Origin of the sequence: Sphingomonas qilianensis, from assembly GCF_039614825.1 — a bacterium.
Classification (GTDB): Bacteria; Pseudomonadota; Alphaproteobacteria; order Sphingomonadales; family Sphingomonadaceae; genus Sphingomonas; species Sphingomonas qilianensis.
Genome location: NZ_JBDIMF010000002.1, coordinates 443,822 through 461,559, shown reverse-complemented (window position 1 = coordinate 461,559; position 17,738 = coordinate 443,822). Strand labels below are relative to the sequence as shown.

Sequence of the window (17,738 nt, the reverse complement as noted above, 5' to 3'; positions counted from 1 at the left end):
TTTCGTCAGTGTCACTCGGACAGCGCAAACTAACTACCCGCCAGTTGGTTTCCACGCAAGCGAACATATTTCGGAACGTGTTGCCGAAGAGCAACAGATTGGCACGGAAAACAGCCAGTTTCACCCCGCAATCAAGCCATGCGTGCGCATCGCCTGTAATATACTGGCAATCGCGACGCGGGCTTGTCCGTCTGTCACCGTGCCGCCGGTGGGGGCGGCGATCGCCGCTTGCTGCGGGCCCACCACCATGTTGCCCCCGATCATCAGGCGGCTTGCCGTGACATCGCCCGCGTTCCACACGCCGCCGGCAAATCGAGCGAGGACACCGCCCTGCACGATCCACACCGCCATCCCCTCGATCGGGACGGCAAATCGCCAGCCTCCATCGGTCCAGCCGGCCAGCTGGTTTGCCCGGCCAGCCCAGGCCCCGCTCGGCGCAGATCCGACTACCCAGGTATCGCCGGGCGCCGGGGTCGGCGGCGGCGCGTTCACGGCAAAGCCGATCACGGCGGCATGGATCAGCAGGTCGATCAGCGCGAGCGCCTCATTATGCGACAGTTCCTTTTGCGCTTGCCCCACGCGGATCATTGGCAGACCAAGGCGGCTCGTCGTATCGCTCATCACGCTCTCCTCTTCACATCGCCGGCAGCGCGATGGCGCTGGCCGGTGATTCGCCATGCAGCCCGGCCTGCCGCACCTCGATCGAGACGATTGCCGCTCGCTCCGACGCGGCGAGCAGGAGCTCCGGCAAGGCCGTTTCCACAGTCCGCCCGATCCCGCTGGCCGTGCGCAGGGTCACGCGGTACGCCTCGTTTTCTTCGGCCAACGGCGTCTCCGCGCCATCGATCCAGCGCCAGCCGGCACGGCTACGCCGCACCCAGCGGATCAGCAGATCGCCGCTGGCCTGCGCATCCACCCACAGGTGCACCGGCGCCAGCGGCAGCACCGATCCGCCGCGCACCGCGGCCGTCGCGCCGATCGGCCCGGCCGCATCGCCGATCCCCGATGCCAGGAACCGTACCGTCGTGCCGATGCTGGTGAGCGGCAGCTCGATCGCCAGCGCCGCGTCCGCCTCGATCAATATGAAGCGATCGCCCGCCTGCTGCAGCCCGATCGCCGCCTCGGTGCCGCGCCGCCCGCGCAACAGCCGCGACAGCCGCCAGCGGCTCTGCGAAATCTGTGTCGCATCGCCGAACTGGATCAGTTCCTCGCCAAGCAAAGCGATATTGGCGCCGGCATCCAGCGCCACGTCGTCCGCCCCGTTCAGTGCCATGCCCGCATGCGCCAGATTGATCTCGATCTGGTTGATCAGGTCGATCACATTGGCGCTGGCCGCGCCCGGCCGGCCGGCCAACACGCCAACTGTCGCCACCCCCGCCGTCGCCCCTGCGGTAAGCCAGCGCGCGCCGTCGTCGAGGCTGTACAGCAACGCCGCCTGCCGCCATCCTGGCGCGGTCCCCGCCGCCGCCACGATCAGCCGCGGCGCGCTCAGCACCGTATCGTCGAGTGGCGGGATCTCGAACGCATGCAGTATCGTGCGCCCGGTGAGAATGTCCGGCGCTGGTAGCGCACGCCCGGGGCTGGCGCGGGCCGGCGCGGTTGCTCCCGCCAGCCTTACGCATTCCAGCCTCAGCACGCTCTGCTCGAACGACCAGCGCGCCACCCGGTACACGCCCGGCGTCCCTGCAATCCTAACACACGCCCCCGGCAGCACGCCGAGCGCGTCCCAGCCCATCGCCAGCGTGCGCCGCTCGCGCCCTGCTTCGCCGCGCGCAAGTTCGCGTTCGGCGATCGTCTTGGCCATGTCAGCCGACACGGACGCGGGCAATTCGATCTCCGCTGCACGGTGGCCAGCGCCCGGCCGCCGGGCACGTTGCAAACCGCGCTGGTAATCGCGCGCAGCGTCATAGTGCGCGATCGTCACGGTTTGCGGTACGGCTTCGATCGCCCCAAGCGTCCGCACGCCACGTAAACCTGGCAGATCGCCCGCACCGAGTCCGGCGTCGTCGAGCGTGTCGTTCGCGCTCGTGCCATCGCGCAGCACGATCGTCCGCCCCTCGGGCACGAACCACGCTCCGCTTGCCGCGCCCAGCAGCTCGAGCACCCCGCGCGCATCGCCGTAAGCCGCAAAACCGGGCAAGGTCAGCGCTACGTCACCGCGCACCAGCCCGCCCGACACCGCCGCCGCGATCGCCCCCGCTGGTACCGGCGCGGCATCGCCGATCACCTCGAACGTCAGCGAGGGGATGCGATTGCCGAAATCCGCCAGTTGCAGATGCTCGAACACGGCATAGGCAATCCCCCGATGCGCCGGTGCCAGCCCGCCCTCGGCCGAGGCGATCAGCGGATCGACTGCCTGGTCCTCACCGCCCAGATGCAGCCGGAAGCCGGTCGAGGTCTTGAAGTCCCCGGCGCTGCCGCGCAGCAATTTGCCATCCGCCCAGATCCGCCCGACGCCGCTGATCGCCCGCCCGGACAGCGCCACCGCGAAAGACGCCGAATAGCTGTAATTGGTCACGCTCGGCTGGCCCTTGCCCGATCGGCTGGTGGCGCGGCTCTCGATCAGATCGGTCGACCAGATCACGCACCCGCCGATCCGCATCGTGCCGAAGACGTGCGCGATCGGCGTGCCATAGCTCGACGTCTGCAGCGCCAGTTCGGTCAGCCGCGGCCCCTGCCGCCCCTTCGGCGCGAACAGCACGTTGCGGTCGATCTGCTGCCCCGCCAGCGCGCCCACCGCCGCGCCGATCGGCCCACCGACGAGCCCGCCGACGACGGTCAATACCAGCGTCGCCATCTATCCTTCCCCCCGCAACAGATCGCTTGTCAGCGCATCCTCGATCAGCGCCCAGGCCGCGACCAGCGGCCAGGGCGGCGTGCCCGGTCGTTCGACCACGCGGCGCAGCATCGCATCGGCATGATAAATCCCATCCTCGGCCATGATCGCGAGATGGAATTGCGCCGGCCCGGCCGCGAACAGCAGCAGATCGCCGGGTATCGGGTGATCCGTCCGCACCAGGGACCCGCGATCGATCAGCGCCAGCATCGCATCCGCCGTCCCGCCGCGCAGCGCATAGCCCGCCGGGATAGCGTCCGTGCAGCCCGCCGCACGCAGCGCCAGCCCCGCCAGGCCGACGCAATCCACCCCGAATTGCGGATCGCGCCCGTGCAAACGATATTTGACGCCGACCGCCGCGCGCGCCGCCGTCACCGCCCGTTCCCGCGCGCTCATGCCCCGGGATACCGCGTCAGCAAGTCGATCCCGGGCAAATGCGGTTCGCCGCGAAAATTCGCCACATTGCCAAACCGCGCCGCACAGGTCGCCAGGCTCTTGTCGCAGCCCTCGATCAGCTCGATCAGATCGCCCGCTGCCACCGCCAGCATCGGCTCGGCCCGCAACATCACGGTGGCGCCCACCGACGAGGCAATCGCGCTCTCCAGCCCCGAATTGGCGCCCCCGATCCAGCGCAGCAGCCCGCCGCCATACGCATTGGCCAATGGCTCCACCGCGTCGACCGTCACGGCCCGTTCCACCACGGACCCCACCCGCACGAACCGCCGCCGCGCCGCCAGCGCCACGCGACAGCGTTTGTCGCCCAGTTCGGCGCGGCATTCCGGCGAGGTTACTTCCGCTACCGGCCGATCGAGCGCCCCGCTCACCCCGCGCAGCTCGGCGGAAAAGCCGCCATCCTTGGTCTCGACCGCGCCGATCACGCCCTCGCCCAGATCCACCCGCCCCGCAGCCCCAGTCCAGTCCACTGCAAACACCATCACGCGCGCGCCGTCCCAGCGCCCGGCGAGCAGATCCCGTTCGTCGATCGCCGTGCTGGTCAGCGCGCCGGCGACATCCATCGTATCCGCCTCCAGGCCATCGCTGCGCTGGATCGCCGAGGGCACCATCCCCGGTGCCGCCCGGTGCACCAGCCCGTCGACCGTCAGATCGCGGTCATGATCGGTCAATCCGATCGTCACCCCATCCCGCCGTTCGATCCGCCAGCACAACGCGATCGTGGTCAGCTGCCCTTCGAGAAAGGTCATGATGCATCTCCCACTCGCCGCTTCTAAAGCCCTCTCCCGCCCTTCGCGGGAGAGGGTTGGGAGGGTCTTCTTCTGCTTCTTCTTTGGCACCGTTCCGCCAAAAGAAGACCCTCACCGCTGCGACTAGGACTGCGCTGAAGCGCGCAGCCCAAGTCTCGCTACTCCTCGCGCACTTCCACCAGCGGCACGCTCGCCGCCGCGCCGGCCAGAAACGTCGCGCGATTGACCGCCAGCCGATCCTCGGCAAACCGCACCGGCACGTCGAACGCGAACCCCGCGGTGACCGCGGCGCCCGCCCCCGGCGCCACATCCAGCACCACGAAGCCACCCGCCGCCACGGTAAACGCCACCGTCTCGACCCCGTTCACCGCCACGCGCACGCTCCCCGCCACCGGCCGGGTAATCCGCCGCGCACCCTCGCCATAATGTTTCACCAGCGCGAACCGCGTCACGATGCCGTCGCCCAGCCCGAGCCGCTGGTCGAGCGCGCTCCCGGTCCCCGACGAGGCATCGAACGGGTCGCGCAAGCGAAACCCCCGCGCCGGCCCCAGCCGCGCGCGGAAAAACGCCAGCAGCGCGGCGATATCCGCCTCCGATCGCACCCCCGGCCCAACGTCGTAGCGCGTCCGCCCGCCCGCCCAGCTCGCGTTGCGCACCTCGTGCCCGCCCGCGCCGGTCAGGATCGCGGTGGAAAATTCCGGCATCACTTCCGCCTCGCGCCCCAGCGCCAGCGGGAATTGCACATCGTCGAACGCCTGCATCTCGCTCTCCGTGTCGAACTGAACGAACCCGTCACGCAACACCTGCGGCAGCGCCCAGGCGAACGTCGCCCCCACGCCGCGCGCCCGCGCCACGTCCGCCGCCGCGGCGATCGCGCGCCATTGCCCCGCCTGGTCCGGGCGCAGCACGAACCCTGCCAGATAATGCTGCTGCGCCACGGGATAGCCCAACCGTGCCTCGGCCAATGCCACCCCCTTGGCGGTCGATGCGCTGTCGCCCGCCACCACCCAGTCATAATCTTCCAGCTGCAGCACATCGAATGCCGGCCTTGCCCAGCCCATCGGCATGTTGGCGCGCTTCAGTTCGGGCGCCGCGGCATCCAGCACGGTCGGCAGATAGGTCAGCAAATGCGTCTCGCATTCCGGTGCCGCCGCCTTGGCCGCGGCCGCCAGTGCCGCGGTCGATTGCGCCAGCAGCGCCCCCGCCGCGTCGAGCAGCGCCTTCTGCGCCGCCGTGAGCGCGCCGCGCACGCTGCCGATGGCCACCGGATTGCCCCCCAGCGCCGCCTTCGCCGCATCGTCATACAGGCAGGGTCGGCCATCCGGCATGACCCACCACCACGGCTCGCCGATCTGGAATTTGGGCGCCAGCCCCGCCGCGACCGCCATGTCCATCAGCGCTGCGGCCAGATCGCGCAGATAGCGCATCGCCTCCTCATGCGCCGGCGACAGCAAAGCGGAGGGCGGATCCCACCCGGTCAGTCCCGCTGTCCCGTCGCCTGCACGCTGCTTCCACGCTGCCCAGCAATGCTGGTCGAGCAATTCGTACGATACCGACCAGATGATGCCGAAGCCGAGCAGTTTCGCCTGCGCGGCAAATGCCCGGTGCCAGGCCAGCGCCGCCACGTTCATCACCGCGCCGGTCGTACTGACGAAATAGCCGCCGGACGCCGGCTCGAGCCGGAAATAATGGCTCATCCCCACATAATGGACGATGCTGCCGCGATAGCCGAGCAGCAGCGCATTGCGCAGCAACCGTGCCGGCGTCAGATGATAACTGTCGTCATAGCCGCTGGCGATGCCCAGCCCATGTTCGGGCACCACGGCATCGCCGATCGTGAGCACCGCCCCCGGTCCCTCGCACGTCATGTCGGTCAGCTCGATCCAGCCCGTGCTCGGCGCGGTCAGCGCGGCGTCGGCGCCGGTAAACCCCGTCGGCACCAGCGACACGAACATCCGGTCGATGTCCCCGGCCCACACCGGATCGGCCTCGCCGGGCAGCAGGAAGCCACCGCTCAGCGCGGCAAGATCGATCGACACCACCGCATCGTTTGGGCTGCCCACGGCATAATTCCACAACCGCACATACCAGGCCCGCGCCTGCCCCGCCGCATCGCGCCCTTCGATCGTCAACACCGGGCCATTGATGACATTCAGCGCCAGCACCCCCGACGCGCGCCAGCGAAAGCGCAGGCGGCAGCCGCGAAAATCGCGCGATGTCTCGTAGCGCAGCAGCGGATGATCGTGCACGTCCGCCGCTTCCCAGATCAGCCCGGCAAGATCGTTGGCGCGGTAGAATTGCGCCTCCACGCGCAGCGCATCCGCCGCGATCGTCGTCACCGCCGCCATCATCGGCCGCGGAAAATTCACCGTCCAGAAGCGCGGGTCGAAGCGCGAGATCACCCCCTCGCGCTGCACCGTCCGCGCCGACGCCAGCCAATGCGCCATATGCGCCTCCTTCCCTCTCCCATCGGGAGCGCGCCTACTCCGCCTCCAGCGCCGCGCGCACCGCGCGCGCCACTTGCCGGCTCGATCGCGCCAGCGCCGCCGGCGCCGCGTCCGCTGCGGCATGAACCGAGATCGCCACGCGCACCTCGCGCGCGCCGCCCCCCGCCCCGCTGCCCGGCTCCACGCGCCCAGCCCCGGCCGGCACGAACAATTCCGGCCCCCGCTCGCCCACCATATACGCCCGCCCCGGTGACACCGGCCCGCCCGTCGCGCGCCCCGGCGCGCCGCTCAGCAAGCCGGACACGAGAGTGAGCAACCCGCCCGGTCCGCCGCCGCCGCCACCGCCGTCCCGCCCCAGCAACGCATCGATGCCGCCCCGCACCGCTGCCGTGGCGATCTCCGCCATCACGGCCAGCGCCGCCTGGCGCAAATCCTCGAAGCCCAGTTTTCCGGTCCGCACCGCGCGCAGCAAGGTTGCCTCGATCGCCCGCCCGGCGCGCTCCACCCCCGCCTCCAGCGGCCCCTCCAGCGCCCCGCGCATCGCGCCGACATCGCGCGCAAAAGCCTGCGTATCGGCGCGCACGCTGATCACCAGCCGTTCGATTTCCTCATCCATCGGGAAACGCCTCCCTCAACCGGGCGATCGTCGCGTCATCCGGCGGTGCCGCCGCCGCGTCGCCACGCAATGCTGAAACCACCGCCAGCAATTCCGCCGGCGTCGCCCCCCAGAACGCGTCCGGCGCCCAGCCCAGAAACGCCCCGGCAAAGCCGGCCAGCGCCCCCGCGCGCTCGACGAACAGCATCACCGCCCCGCCAGAATCTGCCCGAGCAGCACGCGCAGCGCCGGCGACGCCGCCGCCAGCCCGCCACGCACCACCCCCTCGCCAAACGCGTCGCGCGTCAGCCCCTCGGGCCGCTCGCGCAGGCAATGCCAGAACAACGCGACCAGCTCGCCCAGCCCCAGCCGCCCCTCGGCGGCGCGCTCGACCAGCGCAAACAGCGGCCCGATCTCGCCCTCCGCCGCGACCAGCGCGGCAAAGCTCGGGCGCAGCACCAGCGGCTCGCCATTGATCCGCACCGCCGCCTCGCCCCGCGCCGGATTGGCTGTCGCATTGGCCGCGCTCACGCCGACACCACCGGCCCGGAACTCTCCAGGCTCACCGTGTACGAGCGCTCGCCATTGAACTCCCCGGCATAATCCAGCCGCGTGACGAGGAACTTGCCCGTCATCGTCTCGCCGCTTTCGAAGCTCAGCCGATAATCGTCGAGCACGCCCGACAGCGCATTGCTCTTGATGCGCACCTCCGCCGCCGATCCGGTAAATACCCCCGCGCCGCTCACCGAGACCGAGCGCACCCCCGCGCCCGACAGCAGATCACGCCACCCGCCCGAATCCTTCGACGTCGTCGCCACCATCTCGCCATTCACGCTCAGCTGCGTCGTGCGCAGCCCCGCCACCGTCTGATAGACGATCGGCACCGCGCCATTCCCCACCTTCAGCAAAAAGGCACTACCCCGCTCCACCGCCATCTCATCCTCCTCTAAGTTGATGTCACGCGACGGCGCGAAGCCGCGAAGAGCGCCCGCCGCACACCCTTCGTGTCTTCGCGTCTTCGCGCGAAAACCCTTCTTGTTCGGCCGTCAGACCGCGAGCATGCGCACGCGATATTCCACCACCGCCGCCCAGGCGCCCGGCCCACCGCGCAACAACCGCGTGCGCAGCAACACCACGCTCGCCACGCGCCACCCGCTCAGATCGCGCGGCAACCGCTCGATCGCCGCCCCCACTGCTCCCGCCAGTGCCGCCACCGCCGCGCCCGTATCCCCCGCGCCACGCACCGTGACGGCGATGCGCAGCTCGCGCCCCGCCGCCGTCTTGGTCCCCCAGTCCACCGCCAGCAGCTCGCCCAGCTCGGCAAACGGCAGCGACGCCCTTACAGCCGGCCCCTCAAACACGCCGTTCAGCCCCGCCGTCAGGCCGGCATCGCCGCGCAGCACGGTCAGCACCGCGGCCTGCAACACGCTCTCCGCGCTCATCTCAGCAAACTCCCGATCCAGCGCAGCGCGGGGTCGCGCACCGCGCGCCAGCGCAGCCCCCGCCCGGCGATCACCACGTCATCCCCCACCACCGATACGTCCACGCCCTGCACCTCAGCCGACAGCAGGGCCGCCACGTCAGCGCGCACCGCCGCCGCCCGCTGCGCCCCGATCGCCTCGGCGCGCGCCGCCAGCCGGTCCATCATCGCCCCCGCTCCAGCAGCGTCAGCCGGCGATACGGCCGCCACAACGCGGTCACCGCCGCCGGCGGCGGTCCCCCACCACCGCTGGCATCCCGCTCGGCATGCAAATGCCCGATCAGCCGCACCACGCCCTGCGCGATCGGTGCGGGCACCCCCGCCCAGTCCACCGCCAGCCCGGCCGAAAATGTCACCGCCACGCGCCCCGCCGCGCCCGGCGCGGAGACGCGCACCCAGCCATCGCCGTCCGCATCCACATCGATCGCATAGGCCCCCACCGGCAGCGCGAACTCCGCCCCCGCCGCCGGCACGCCGGCCACGGCGGTAATCGCCGTCACCGCCCCCACCGGCAGCCGCTGCCACCCGCTCCCCGCGGGCAGCACCGCGCGGTGCGGTCGCACGATCAGGCTGAGCCGCAAAAACTGTTCCGCCATCGCCAGCGCCGCCGCGGCCAGATCATCGAACAGCGCGTCTTCGCTCGCCAGCGACACGCGCGCATAATCCTTCGCCGCGGCCCGCGCGTCCGCAATCACCTGCGCCGGAAAGCCAGGAGCCATGATAAATTCCTTCGCAAGAATCCCTCTCCCATCGGGAGAAGATACGAAGACTTGGCAGCTTGCTGCCTAGTCGCAGTTGGTGAGGGGATCCGGACGATCGATCGTGCGGAGCCCCTCACCAAATTCCCCCCAGGGGGAGGAAGCAGCTCAGCTCACGGCAAACTTCAGCAGCTTGATCGCCTCGCTATTGGCCACGCACCCGCCGATCCGCTTCGTCGCATAGAAGTTCACGAACGGCTTGTTGCTGTAGGGATCGCGCAGGATCACCGTCTCGCTGCGTTCCGCGATCAGATACCCCGCCTTGAAGTTCCCGAACGCGATGGCCAGCGCGTTGGCCGCGATATCGGGCATGTCCTCCGCCTCGATCACCGGATAGCCGAGCAGCGTCGCCGGCACGCCGGCGCTCATCGATGGCATCCACAGGAACTGTCCGTCCGCCGTCTTGAACTTGCGGATGCGCGACATCGTCGCCGCGTTCATCACGAACACCGCGCCCTGGCGGTACGGCGCGCGCAGCGCCTGTACCAGACCGATCAATTTGTCCTGCGGGCTGGTGCCGAAATCCCCCGCCACGCCCGAGGCCAGATGCTGCAACTGCCCGAACGCGCGCGTCGCATCCGGCGTCGCCGCGGTGGTATAGGTCAGAAAGCCCTTGGGCCGGTTGATCCCGGTGCCGTTGATGAACGCGCCGCCTTCCGCCTTGGCGAATTCGGTCGCGATCTCGCTCGCCAGCCATGCCTCGACATCGAATGCGGCATCGTCGAGCATCGCTTGGCTGGCCGAGGGGTTGGCATAAAGCTCGCCCATCGGCGGCGCGAGTTCGACGAACACCGGCGTCGCCGTCTCCGGCCGCACCGCCGTCTCCGCTGCCCAGCCCGATGGCGTGCCGCCGGTCGTCACCAGCTTGCGATAGCCCGCCGTGCCGACCTTGACGACATTGGCCACCGACCGGATCGGCGACACCGCTTTGAGCGTCGCATCGATCACCGCATCGATCTCGCGCGGCACGGCAAAGCCGCCGGCATCGCCGGTCAGCCCGGTAAACGACTTCATCTCCACGCTCGCGCCCGAGCGCAAGAACCCGTCAAACGCCGCGCCACCGGCCCGCGCGCCCTCCAGCATCGGCCGCGCGGTCGCCGCCAGTTCCATCGTCTCGAAGCTCGCCTCAAGCGCGTCCATCGTGTTGTCCGTCATGTCCGTCTCCTCCACCCAAAAGAAAAGGCGCGCCCGAACCGGACGCGCCCGACAAAACTCTCCCACCCCCTGCCGTCACCCGGTGGTCTTCGCGGATCGCCGCTCACGGTCCGCTCGTTTCGTCCACCGCATGCACCCGCGCCAGCCGCTGCATCGGCTGCGCCACCAGGCTGATCTCGACCAGCTCCAGCGCGGTCAGCTCGCGCACCCGCCCCCCGGCGAGACGGTGCCGCGCCGCCCGCACGCGGTACCCGAACGACAGCCCCGCCACCGCGCCCGAGGCGACCAGCCCCGCCAGCCGCGGTTCCTCGATCCGCCCGATCACGCGCAAGCCCCGCGCGTCCTCGCGCACCCGCTCGATCACGCCGACCGGCTTTCCGCGATGCTGCCACAATAACGGCACGCCCGCGGGCACCGCCCCGAACGCCCCGGCGCGCACCACATCGCCGCCGCGATCCGCCACATCGAACACCGCGGCGTAACCGGCAAACCGCACGCTCATTCGAGCAGCTCCCACAGCCGCAGTTTCACCGCCAGACCGGCCAGCATCAGCACCAAGGCCATTTTCACGATCCACCCCAGCACCGCCTTCCACAAAGATTTCTTCGCCGCGCGCCACGCCGCCAGCAGCTCGCGCAGTTCGGCCATGTCCTTGGCCGCCTGCGCGTCCTCCAGTCCGAGCCGCGCCAGCGCGCGCCCCGCCGCCAGATCGCCCGCTTCCTCGGCGATCGCGCGCAGCGCGAGCAGATCCGCCCCCTGCCCCGCGCTCTGCGCCAGCAATTGCGCCAGCACCGCGCTGCCCGGCCCGCTCATGACAGCCCCACCATCGCGCGCTTCTCCTCCGGCGTAAGAAAATCCGCCCCCGCGGCCTGCTGCCATAATGCCGCGCGATCCTCCGCCAGCGCGGTCACGCGGTCGAGATCGACGCTCAGCGCCGCGCCCGGAAACCACCCGGTGAGCCCCTGCGCCAGCGACGCCAGGATCGATCCCGCCAGCGGCAAAATCGTCAGCCGCCACAGCGCCCGGCTCGCCTCGCGGTAATTGGCATAGGTCGCATCGCCCGGAAGGCCCAACAGCATCGGCGGCACGCCAAAGGCACCGGCAATCTCGCGCGCCGCCGCCGCCTTGGTCGCGGCGAAATCCATGTCCGCCGGTGATAGTGATAAGGATTGCCATTTCAGCCCGCCCTCCAGCAGCATCGGCCGCCCGGCATTGCCCGCGCCGGCAAACCCCGCCTCCATCTCCGCCTTCAGCCGTGCAAACTGCTCGCCCGACAGGGCCGAGCCATCGCCCGCATCATAGACCAGCGCGCCCGATGGCCGCGCCGCATTGTCGAGCAGCGCCTTGTTCCAGCGCGCCGCGGCATTGTGCACCGCCACCGCCCCCGCCGCCGCGCCCAGGCACCCGAGGCCATAATGATCGTCGCTCGGGTTGAACGCCTTGATGTGCACGATGGCCGGCCGCCCCCCGGCATCCTCCGCTGGCAACCGCGCCACCCGCTCGCCCACCCGGTAGGCATAGCCTGCGGGCCACCCGCCCGCATCCGGCTCCACCGTCACCCGTTCGGGGCGCAGCGCGAACAGCTCGCGCAAGCCCCCGTCCGCATCGGTCAGCAACTGCACATAGGCATTGCCATGCAGCAACAGCTGCGCCGCCACCGTGGCGAGCAACGCCTGCCCGCCCGATCGCGCGCGCACCAGCGCTTCCAGCTCGGGCGACGATGCCGTCAGCGGCGCCTCGCCCAGGCCATCCGCCACCACGCGCACCGCGCGCTGCGCGATGGCATTGCCCAGATACGCCTCGCGCACCTGCGCCTCATAGCGCATCGGCCAGTCCCCGATCACGCGAGACGCGCCGACACGCGACAACACCGGACGCACTTCCGCGCGCCCGGCTGATTTCCAGCCGAAGATTTTCATGTCATGCTCCTGAAAAGCGCCGCGCGCGCCAACCGTCATCCCCGCGTTGGCGGGGACGCATAATCCCGAACGCCGAAACTACCCCGTCACCCCGGACTTGGTCCGGGGTCCACCGTGCCGCATGCCCACCCGTCGAGATTGCGCGGCACCGCAGACCCCGGAACACGTCCGGGGTGACGACAGGGGATAGCGCAGTCCCTGAGGGGTTCAGCCTATACGGGAATGACCAAGATCACCCCTTGGTCGCGAACCAGATCACATGCCGCGGCCCCTTGCCGTTGCTCCTGGCCTTCACTGCGACCTCGTCCACCGCAAACCCGGCATCGCCCAGCCGCTTTAAGAACTTCGGATCCGACGCCGCCGACCACACCGCCAGCACGCCCCCCGGCGACAGCGCATTCTTCGCCGCCGCCAGCCCACGCGCCGAATAGAGGCGCCCGTTGCTCGGCCGCACCAGCCCGTCCGGCCCGTTATCGACATCGAGCAGGATCGCATCATACGTCTCCGTCCCGTCGAAGATCGGCGCCGCGACATCCTCCATCACCAGGCTCACACGCGGATCGTCGAGGCACCCGGCGGTCAGATCCGCCATCGGCCCCTCGGCCCATTCGATGATCTTGGGCACCAGCTCGGCCACCTCGATCCGCGCGTCCGGCCCCACTTCCGCCAGCGCCGCGCGCAGCGTGAACCCCATGCCATAGCCACCGATCAGCATGCGCAGCCCCGCCAGCCCGCCCGGCCGCGCGCGCAGCCGCTCGCACGTCATTACCGCCAGCGCCTCTTCCGATCCGCTCATCCGGCTGTTCATCAATTCGTTGCGCTCGAGCACGATCATATAATCCGCGCCGCGCCGGAACAGCCTGAGCGGCTCGCCCCCCGGCACCTCCGCCACATCGATCAATTCACGCGGTACCATCGGCTGTCCTCATCTGAAGGCGCCGCGATACGCAGATCAGCGCCGCAACGCCACCGTCACGTCCCCCCTCTCACGTCCCCTCACTCACCGCCCCGTCGGCGGCGGCGCGGACCCGGTGGCGCTGTCATCGTCATAATCCTCGCCCGGCGCGCCGCCCGCGCCCGCGCCTGATCCCTCGACCTTGCCGCCCGGATCGACCGCCAGCGCATCCTGCCGCCGCCGCCAATCCTCTTGCCCTGCGGAATCATATTCCTGCCCGGAATAGCCGCCGCCGGTGCCGATCGCGCCCAGCCCCGTATCGATCGGTTTGGCAAAAGCCGGCCGTTTGCCGTTATCGGGGCCGACATCGGGTGCTTCGTCGCTCATCACGCATCTCCTTTGATCCCACGACAACGCACCAGCGCGCGGGAAGATCACAGGCCCCGCACCGCCGCCTCCCCGTGGCTGCCCAGCATCAGTTCGGTCAGCCCCCACACCAGCGCATCGGCGCGATCGGGCGAGCGCCCCGGCCCGCGGTACACCCCGCCGACCACCATGCCGCACAATTCGTCCTCCAGCTGGCGCAAGCCGCTGACATGGCCGATGCGCCCGCCTTCATACAGCGCCGCCACCGGCTCGGCCCGCGCGATCTTCCCCCGCGCGGCGTGCACCAGCGTCAGCGGCATCACCGCATTCGCCGCGCGCAATACGCTGCGCACCATCTCGCCGCCCTGGTTCTTTTCCGCCACCACGCGGTCCGCGTGGTGCCGCGCCGCGCAGTCGGCCACCGCGCGCGCCCAGCCCTCGGGCGATGCGCCGCTCAGGCTGGCATCCTCGATCACATAGCCACGGCCATCCGCGCCCAGCCCGACGCACACGATCCCGCAGGCATCGCCGTCGATCCCCGCCGGCGGATCCACCGCCACCACCACGCGCACCAGCGCGGGCAGCGCATCCACCCGGCACGCCTCGATCATCGCGCGCGTCCACAGCGCGCCCTCGATATCCTCGAGCAGTTCGCCGTCCAGCTCCTGCCGCCCCAGCCGCGTGCCGCCATACAGATGCGTCACCGCGGCGACATAGCTTGGCGGCAGATGCGGATTATCCGCGGTGCTGCCACGCCGTACATTGTCGCCCGCCTCGCGCAGCACGCGCCGTAGCAGCATCACCGGCTTGGGCGTCGTCGTCACCAGCACGCGCGGCTGATCGCCGCGCCGCACGCCCAGCACCATATTGTCCCACGCCGCGTCGCCATACCGCCACTTGGCGAGTTCGTCGCACCACGCCGCATGATGTTCCGGCCCGCGCAGCTTTTCCGGTGCGGCGGCCGAAAACACATAGGCTTTGGCGCCCGAGGCGAATTCGATCTCGTTGCGCGTCTGTCGCCACACGATCGGCTCGTTCGAGCGCGCCACGGCAAGCAGCCCCGATTGGCCTTCGATCATCACGCGGCGAACCTCGTCGACCGTCGCGCCGATCAGCGCGATCCGCGCGTCGGGCGTGGTGCGCGCGACATCGCTGACCCATTCCGCGCCGGCCCGCGTCTTGCCGAAGCCGCGCCCGGCGCAGATCACCCACACGCGCCAGTCGCCGACCGGTGCCAGTTGCGCGGCGCGCGCCCAATTGGTCCAGTCGTCGAGCAGGTCGCGTCGCTCCGCCGGCGGCAGCTTCATCATCTCGATCGCCCGGTCGCGCGCGTCGAGCGCGCTCAGCCGCGCGATCAGCGCGCGCCGTCCGGTCGGCGCGGCGGCGCTCATGTCGCATCCTCGCCGCGCTCCTGCCGGCGGCGCGCCGCCAGCGCATCGAGCCGCTGAAGCAATGCCGCATCGACCTCGCCCTGCGTCTTGATCACCGGCGGCGCGCCCTGCGGGCCTGCGCGCTTGGTCGTCTCACTGCGCAGCTTGAGCACCTGGATGGCCAGCGCCGGGTCGAATGCGGGCAGCACGGCGGGGGGCGTCATGATCTCCGCGCTGGTCGGATTGTCGCCGCTCGAAACGAGCCCCAGCGCGCGTGCCACCAGCTCGTTTTCCAGTCGTTCGTAACCGACCTCGAGCGCTTCGGCCCATAACAGCGAGAATTCGCCGTCGCGCTTGCGCAGCGCGCGCGCCGAATGATCCGATTTGCCCGCCGCGCGCGCCGCCGCGGTCACGTTGCAGGTCGCCGCCAGCGTCGCCAGAAACACCGTCCGCTTGCCCGTGGTCCACCCGCCCTTGCGCGTCGCGCGCTGCTGCACGCGACATCCGTTGCTACCGCCGATATCCGCCACCGCCCATCTCCCACGCAAAAGGGCCGGAAAGCGTCCCCGCTCCGGCCCGTCCCCGGCGCTGCATTCCCGCACCGCCCGACTCGCAATTTGTCATCGTTCCTGATATGTACCAGAACAGCGTGACGCTGTCAAGCGGATTATCCTATATGGTTCGCCTTAAGCCTGGCCTACACCGTTAGCTCCCGTAAGATGGCGTAGGGCTACGCGCGATCACCCGGCCGGTCGCGCGGCCCGCCGCTTGTTGCGTTTGTCGGCCACGTACGTTTGCCCAGCATCGCTCCTGCTAATGTCGAACAGGCCGACTGCTTTGAACAATGCGGGAAAGTTTTTCGCGCCATGCGCGCGCGGGTCGATCGATGATTGCCGGATCGCAGCATTACCTGCTGCGCCGATCATCGCCCAGCCATCGTCCTTCATCGATGCCTCCACCGCACTGCGCAGGCCGTGAACGAGTTTCGTATTCTGCCGCAGCGCCTTTTCCGTTGCCGATAATGGCGCAGGCGCAGGCGCCGACCCGTCAATTTTTGTCGGGGCCTTGGCCGCCGGCAGGGCATTCGCTTCCGCCACGTTATCCTGCAACGGCATGCCCGCGGCACGGTCGCCAAGCTGGTCGAAATAGGTGAACGAGGTACAGGCATCGGCGAAGGGCTGTGGTGCCTTCCGCTCACCATAGCCATATACATCGCAGCCGCGCTCGCGCGGATGCATCACCAGCGGTGTGAAATCCGCGTCGCTGGAAACGATGCAAAAGGCATCCGGTCGCTGCGTGTGGAGCAATTCCATGGCGTCGATGACCAGCGCGATATCGGTCGCGTTCTTGCCGCTGGTGTAGCAGAATTGCTGGATCGGCCGGATCGCCAGCGCGTGCAGCGTCGTCTTCCACGGCTTGAGCAGCTCGCTACTCCAGTCGCCATACGCGCGCCGGATATCGGCCGTGCCGTGCTCGGCGAGCGCCGCGACGATGCCGCGGAGACGGTCACAGGCCACGTTATCAGCATCGATCAGCAGCGCGATGTGCCGCCTGGGGCCAGTAAATGTGTCGGGGTTCATGGCGTCTCGCAGGCTGCAAAGCGCCGACCCTGCCCGGACAAGATTGACAATGTGTAAGCGCTACAGGCTGTCCACCAGCGCGGACCAGGCGGCGATCTCTTCCGGGTAGTGCCGCGTCACTACCAGGTTGCTGGCCACCTCCATCGTCAGGTCGACCTCCACCGTACCGGCAAATTCCCACGTCGCATTGCCCGATAGCCGCACCATGCCGTCGCGCTCGGCTTGCGCGCGGACCAGCCCGCCGCGGTTGAACACCGATAGCTCGGCGCCATACGCGATCCGCCCGGTGAGGCACGCCGCAAAGGTCGATGCCGCCATCGCGCTCCCGCAACTGTCCGTCAGCCCCACGCCACGCTCATGCGTCCGCACGAACAAATCCCCCCCCCGAACCTCCACAAATGAAACATTCGCTCTATTTTTCAACCACTTAGGCGCCGCTCCGCACGCTTTTCCCACGCGCACTAGCTCTGTTTCGTTGATCACGTCGACGAAACTCACCAGATGCGGATTAGGCATCCCCACCGCGGTGAATGTGCGCGCACTCGGCAGCATCGGGATGGTCTGCTCGACGATCTCCCGCCCCATACCCGTCAACGGCCAGGCGGCAATATCGAGCGACGCGGGTCCGGCCACCTCGCGCACGGTGTACACGCCGGGTGCAAGGGCAGCATCGCGCGCGGCCTGCGCTACTGAGGTCTTGAGGCGCACCGCGCCATGATCAATATCCAGCGCCTCGAACCCGGCGCGCGCCACGCAGCGCACGCCGTTGAGACATGTCTCCGCCTCCGAGCCATCAGGATTGAGCATGGTCATGCCAAATGGATGCGCCTTGTTGCCCTCGGTCAGCAACAGGATCCCATCGCCACCAAGCACGCCACGCCGGTCCGCCAGCGCGCGCGCCACGCTTGCCCAGTCGCCAGTGCTCAGCGTGCTCCCGCGCGCGTCGATCAGGGGGAAATCATTGCCCGATCCATGGCATTTGACGAAATCGAGTTTCATATCCTGCATTTAGCGCCGCGCGCCCCGTCCGCAAGGTCGCTTGGCGCGGTGCTGAAGTCGAGTCCGCAGGAGTTCAAATTGGCGCGACATGCCGGTGGCAGATCCGATCCGTCGCCGAAGGCGTGATCGGATTATC

At 69.4% G+C, this 17,738-nt stretch carries 22 protein-coding genes; all 22 read right to left on the bottom strand.

What is annotated here, in order from left to right; genetic code table 11:
* Positions 1-120: 120 nt before the first annotated feature.
* A complete protein-coding gene (locus ABC969_RS08695; protein WP_345864278.1) occupies positions 121-621 on the bottom strand; it encodes a DUF2793 domain-containing protein in 501 nt (166 codons plus the stop codon).
* Positions 622-634: 13 nt separating this feature from the next.
* Positions 635-2,797, bottom strand: a complete 2,163-nt coding sequence (locus tag ABC969_RS08690) for a phage tail protein (protein ID WP_345864277.1) — start codon at positions 2,795-2,797, stop codon at positions 635-637.
* Positions 2,798-3,232, bottom strand: coding sequence for a peptidoglycan endopeptidase (locus tag ABC969_RS08685; RefSeq protein ID WP_345864276.1), 435 nt, complete (start codon positions 3,230-3,232; stop codon positions 2,798-2,800). It lies immediately after the preceding gene.
* The gene (locus ABC969_RS08680) at positions 3,229-4,038 is read right to left on the bottom strand and encodes a DUF2163 domain-containing protein (RefSeq protein ID WP_345864275.1); all 810 of its coding nucleotides are present in this window, start codon (positions 4,036-4,038) and stop codon (positions 3,229-3,231) included. Before ABC969_RS08680 ends, ABC969_RS08685 begins: the two co-directional genes overlap by 4 nt.
* Before the next feature lie 158 nt (positions 4,039-4,196).
* A complete protein-coding gene (locus ABC969_RS08675; RefSeq protein WP_345864274.1) occupies positions 4,197-6,485 on the bottom strand; it encodes a DUF2460 domain-containing protein in 2,289 nt (762 codons plus the stop codon).
* 34 nt (positions 6,486-6,519) lie between these two features.
* Positions 6,520-7,101 carry a tail tape measure protein gene (locus ABC969_RS08670; protein ID WP_345864273.1) on the bottom strand — a complete coding sequence of 194 codons (582 nt, stop codon included), beginning with the start codon at positions 7,099-7,101 and terminating at the stop codon, positions 6,520-6,522.
* Complete coding sequence (locus tag ABC969_RS08665; protein ID WP_345864272.1) at positions 7,094-7,288, bottom strand: phage tail assembly chaperone; 195 nt, start codon at positions 7,286-7,288, stop codon at positions 7,094-7,096. The genes ABC969_RS08670 and ABC969_RS08665 overlap by 8 nt, the downstream gene beginning before the upstream one ends.
* Entirely contained in the window at positions 7,288-7,611 is a 324-nt protein-coding gene (locus ABC969_RS08660) for a gene transfer agent family protein (protein WP_345864271.1), read from the bottom strand. Before ABC969_RS08660 ends, ABC969_RS08665 begins: the two co-directional genes overlap by 1 nt.
* Entirely contained in the window at positions 7,608-8,015 is a 408-nt protein-coding gene (locus ABC969_RS08655; RefSeq protein WP_345864270.1) for a phage tail tube protein, read from the bottom strand. The genes ABC969_RS08660 and ABC969_RS08655 overlap by 4 nt, the downstream gene beginning before the upstream one ends.
* A gap of 111 nt (positions 8,016-8,126) precedes the next feature.
* The gene (gp17, locus tag ABC969_RS08650; RefSeq protein WP_345864269.1) at positions 8,127-8,522 is read right to left on the bottom strand and encodes a tail completion protein gp17; all 396 of its coding nucleotides are present in this window, start codon (positions 8,520-8,522) and stop codon (positions 8,127-8,129) included.
* Positions 8,519-8,728 carry a hypothetical protein gene (locus tag ABC969_RS08645; protein ID WP_345864268.1) on the bottom strand — a complete coding sequence of 70 codons (210 nt, stop codon included), beginning with the start codon at positions 8,726-8,728 and terminating at the stop codon, positions 8,519-8,521. The genes gp17 and ABC969_RS08645 overlap by 4 nt, the downstream gene beginning before the upstream one ends.
* A complete protein-coding gene (locus ABC969_RS08640) occupies positions 8,725-9,279 on the bottom strand; it encodes a head-tail connector protein (protein WP_345864267.1) in 555 nt (184 codons plus the stop codon). Before ABC969_RS08640 ends, ABC969_RS08645 begins: the two co-directional genes overlap by 4 nt.
* A 147-nt stretch (positions 9,280-9,426) precedes the next feature.
* Positions 9,427-10,473 carry a phage major capsid protein gene (locus ABC969_RS08635; protein WP_345864266.1) on the bottom strand — a complete coding sequence of 349 codons (1,047 nt, stop codon included), beginning with the start codon at positions 10,471-10,473 and terminating at the stop codon, positions 9,427-9,429.
* A gap of 103 nt (positions 10,474-10,576) precedes the next feature.
* Positions 10,577-10,975, bottom strand: coding sequence for an HK97 family phage prohead protease (locus ABC969_RS08630; protein ID WP_345864265.1), 399 nt, complete (start codon positions 10,973-10,975; stop codon positions 10,577-10,579).
* Complete coding sequence (locus ABC969_RS08625) at positions 10,972-11,286, bottom strand: DUF6127 family protein (protein ID WP_345864264.1); 315 nt, start codon at positions 11,284-11,286, stop codon at positions 10,972-10,974. Before ABC969_RS08625 ends, ABC969_RS08630 begins: the two co-directional genes overlap by 4 nt.
* On the bottom strand, positions 11,283-12,392 hold the full coding sequence (locus ABC969_RS08620; protein WP_345864263.1) for a phage portal protein: 1,110 nt from the start codon (positions 12,390-12,392) through the stop codon (positions 11,283-11,285). Before ABC969_RS08620 ends, ABC969_RS08625 begins: the two co-directional genes overlap by 4 nt.
* Positions 12,393-12,624: 232 nt before the next feature.
* Positions 12,625-13,308 carry a spermidine synthase gene (locus tag ABC969_RS08615; RefSeq protein WP_345864262.1) on the bottom strand — a complete coding sequence of 228 codons (684 nt, stop codon included), beginning with the start codon at positions 13,306-13,308 and terminating at the stop codon, positions 12,625-12,627.
* Positions 13,309-13,392: 84 nt separating this feature from the next.
* Complete coding sequence (locus ABC969_RS08610; protein WP_345864261.1) at positions 13,393-13,674, bottom strand: hypothetical protein; 282 nt, start codon at positions 13,672-13,674, stop codon at positions 13,393-13,395.
* A gap of 47 nt (positions 13,675-13,721) precedes the next feature.
* Positions 13,722-15,044, bottom strand: a complete 1,323-nt coding sequence (locus ABC969_RS08605; protein WP_380808034.1) for a DNA-packaging protein — start codon at positions 15,042-15,044, stop codon at positions 13,722-13,724.
* Entirely contained in the window at positions 15,041-15,553 is a 513-nt protein-coding gene (locus tag ABC969_RS08600) for a hypothetical protein (protein ID WP_345864260.1), read from the bottom strand. Before ABC969_RS08600 ends, ABC969_RS08605 begins: the two co-directional genes overlap by 4 nt.
* A 210-nt stretch (positions 15,554-15,763) precedes the next feature.
* Positions 15,764-16,603 carry an NYN domain-containing protein gene (locus tag ABC969_RS08595; protein ID WP_345864259.1) on the bottom strand — a complete coding sequence of 280 codons (840 nt, stop codon included), beginning with the start codon at positions 16,601-16,603 and terminating at the stop codon, positions 15,764-15,766.
* A 60-nt stretch (positions 16,604-16,663) separates the two neighbouring features.
* The gene (gene dapF, locus ABC969_RS08590; RefSeq protein WP_345864317.1) at positions 16,664-17,602 is read right to left on the bottom strand and encodes a diaminopimelate epimerase; all 939 of its coding nucleotides are present in this window, start codon (positions 17,600-17,602) and stop codon (positions 16,664-16,666) included.
* Positions 17,603-17,738 lie beyond the last annotated feature (136 nt).

Coding starts and splice junctions, on each gene's coding strand:
- gp17 (WP_345864269.1), bottom strand. CDS start 8,522: ATGAGCGCGGAGAGCGTGTTGCAGGCCGCGGTGCTGACCGTGCTGCGC.
- ABC969_RS08605 (WP_380808034.1), bottom strand. CDS start 15,044: ATGAGCGCCGCCGCGCCGACCGGACGGCGCGCGCTGATCGCGCGGCTG.
- ABC969_RS08675 (WP_345864274.1), bottom strand. CDS start 6,485: ATGGCGCATTGGCTGGCGTCGGCGCGGACGGTGCAGCGCGAGGGGGTG.
- ABC969_RS08645 (WP_345864268.1), bottom strand. CDS start 8,728: ATGATGGACCGGCTGGCGGCGCGCGCCGAGGCGATCGGGGCGCAGCGG.
- ABC969_RS08670 (WP_345864273.1), bottom strand. CDS start 7,101: ATGGATGAGGAAATCGAACGGCTGGTGATCAGCGTGCGCGCCGATACG.
- ABC969_RS08595 (WP_345864259.1), bottom strand. CDS start 16,603: ATGAACCCCGACACATTTACTGGCCCCAGGCGGCACATCGCGCTGCTG.
- ABC969_RS08655 (WP_345864270.1), bottom strand. CDS start 8,015: ATGGCGGTGGAGCGGGGTAGTGCCTTTTTGCTGAAGGTGGGGAATGGC.
- ABC969_RS08610 (WP_345864261.1), bottom strand. CDS start 13,674: ATGAGCGACGAAGCACCCGATGTCGGCCCCGATAACGGCAAACGGCCG.
- dapF (WP_345864317.1), bottom strand. CDS start 17,602: ATGAAACTCGATTTCGTCAAATGCCATGGATCGGGCAATGATTTCCCC.
- ABC969_RS08625 (WP_345864264.1), bottom strand. CDS start 11,286: ATGAGCGGGCCGGGCAGCGCGGTGCTGGCGCAATTGCTGGCGCAGAGC.
- ABC969_RS08690 (WP_345864277.1), bottom strand. CDS start 2,797: ATGGCGACGCTGGTATTGACCGTCGTCGGCGGGCTCGTCGGTGGGCCG.
- ABC969_RS08640 (WP_345864267.1), bottom strand. CDS start 9,279: ATGGCTCCTGGCTTTCCGGCGCAGGTGATTGCGGACGCGCGGGCCGCG.
- ABC969_RS08630 (WP_345864265.1), bottom strand. CDS start 10,975: ATGAGCGTGCGGTTTGCCGGTTACGCCGCGGTGTTCGATGTGGCGGAT.
- ABC969_RS08680 (WP_345864275.1), bottom strand. CDS start 4,038: ATGACCTTTCTCGAAGGGCAGCTGACCACGATCGCGTTGTGCTGGCGG.
- ABC969_RS08620 (WP_345864263.1), bottom strand. CDS start 12,392: ATGAAAATCTTCGGCTGGAAATCAGCCGGGCGCGCGGAAGTGCGTCCG.
- ABC969_RS08685 (WP_345864276.1), bottom strand. CDS start 3,232: ATGAGCGCGCGGGAACGGGCGGTGACGGCGGCGCGCGCGGCGGTCGGC.
- ABC969_RS08615 (WP_345864262.1), bottom strand. CDS start 13,308: ATGGTACCGCGTGAATTGATCGATGTGGCGGAGGTGCCGGGGGGCGAG.
- ABC969_RS08635 (WP_345864266.1), bottom strand. CDS start 10,473: ATGACGGACAACACGATGGACGCGCTTGAGGCGAGCTTCGAGACGATG.
- ABC969_RS08695 (WP_345864278.1), bottom strand. CDS start 621: ATGAGCGATACGACGAGCCGCCTTGGTCTGCCAATGATCCGCGTGGGG.
- ABC969_RS08665 (WP_345864272.1), bottom strand. CDS start 7,288: ATGCTGTTCGTCGAGCGCGCGGGGGCGCTGGCCGGCTTTGCCGGGGCG.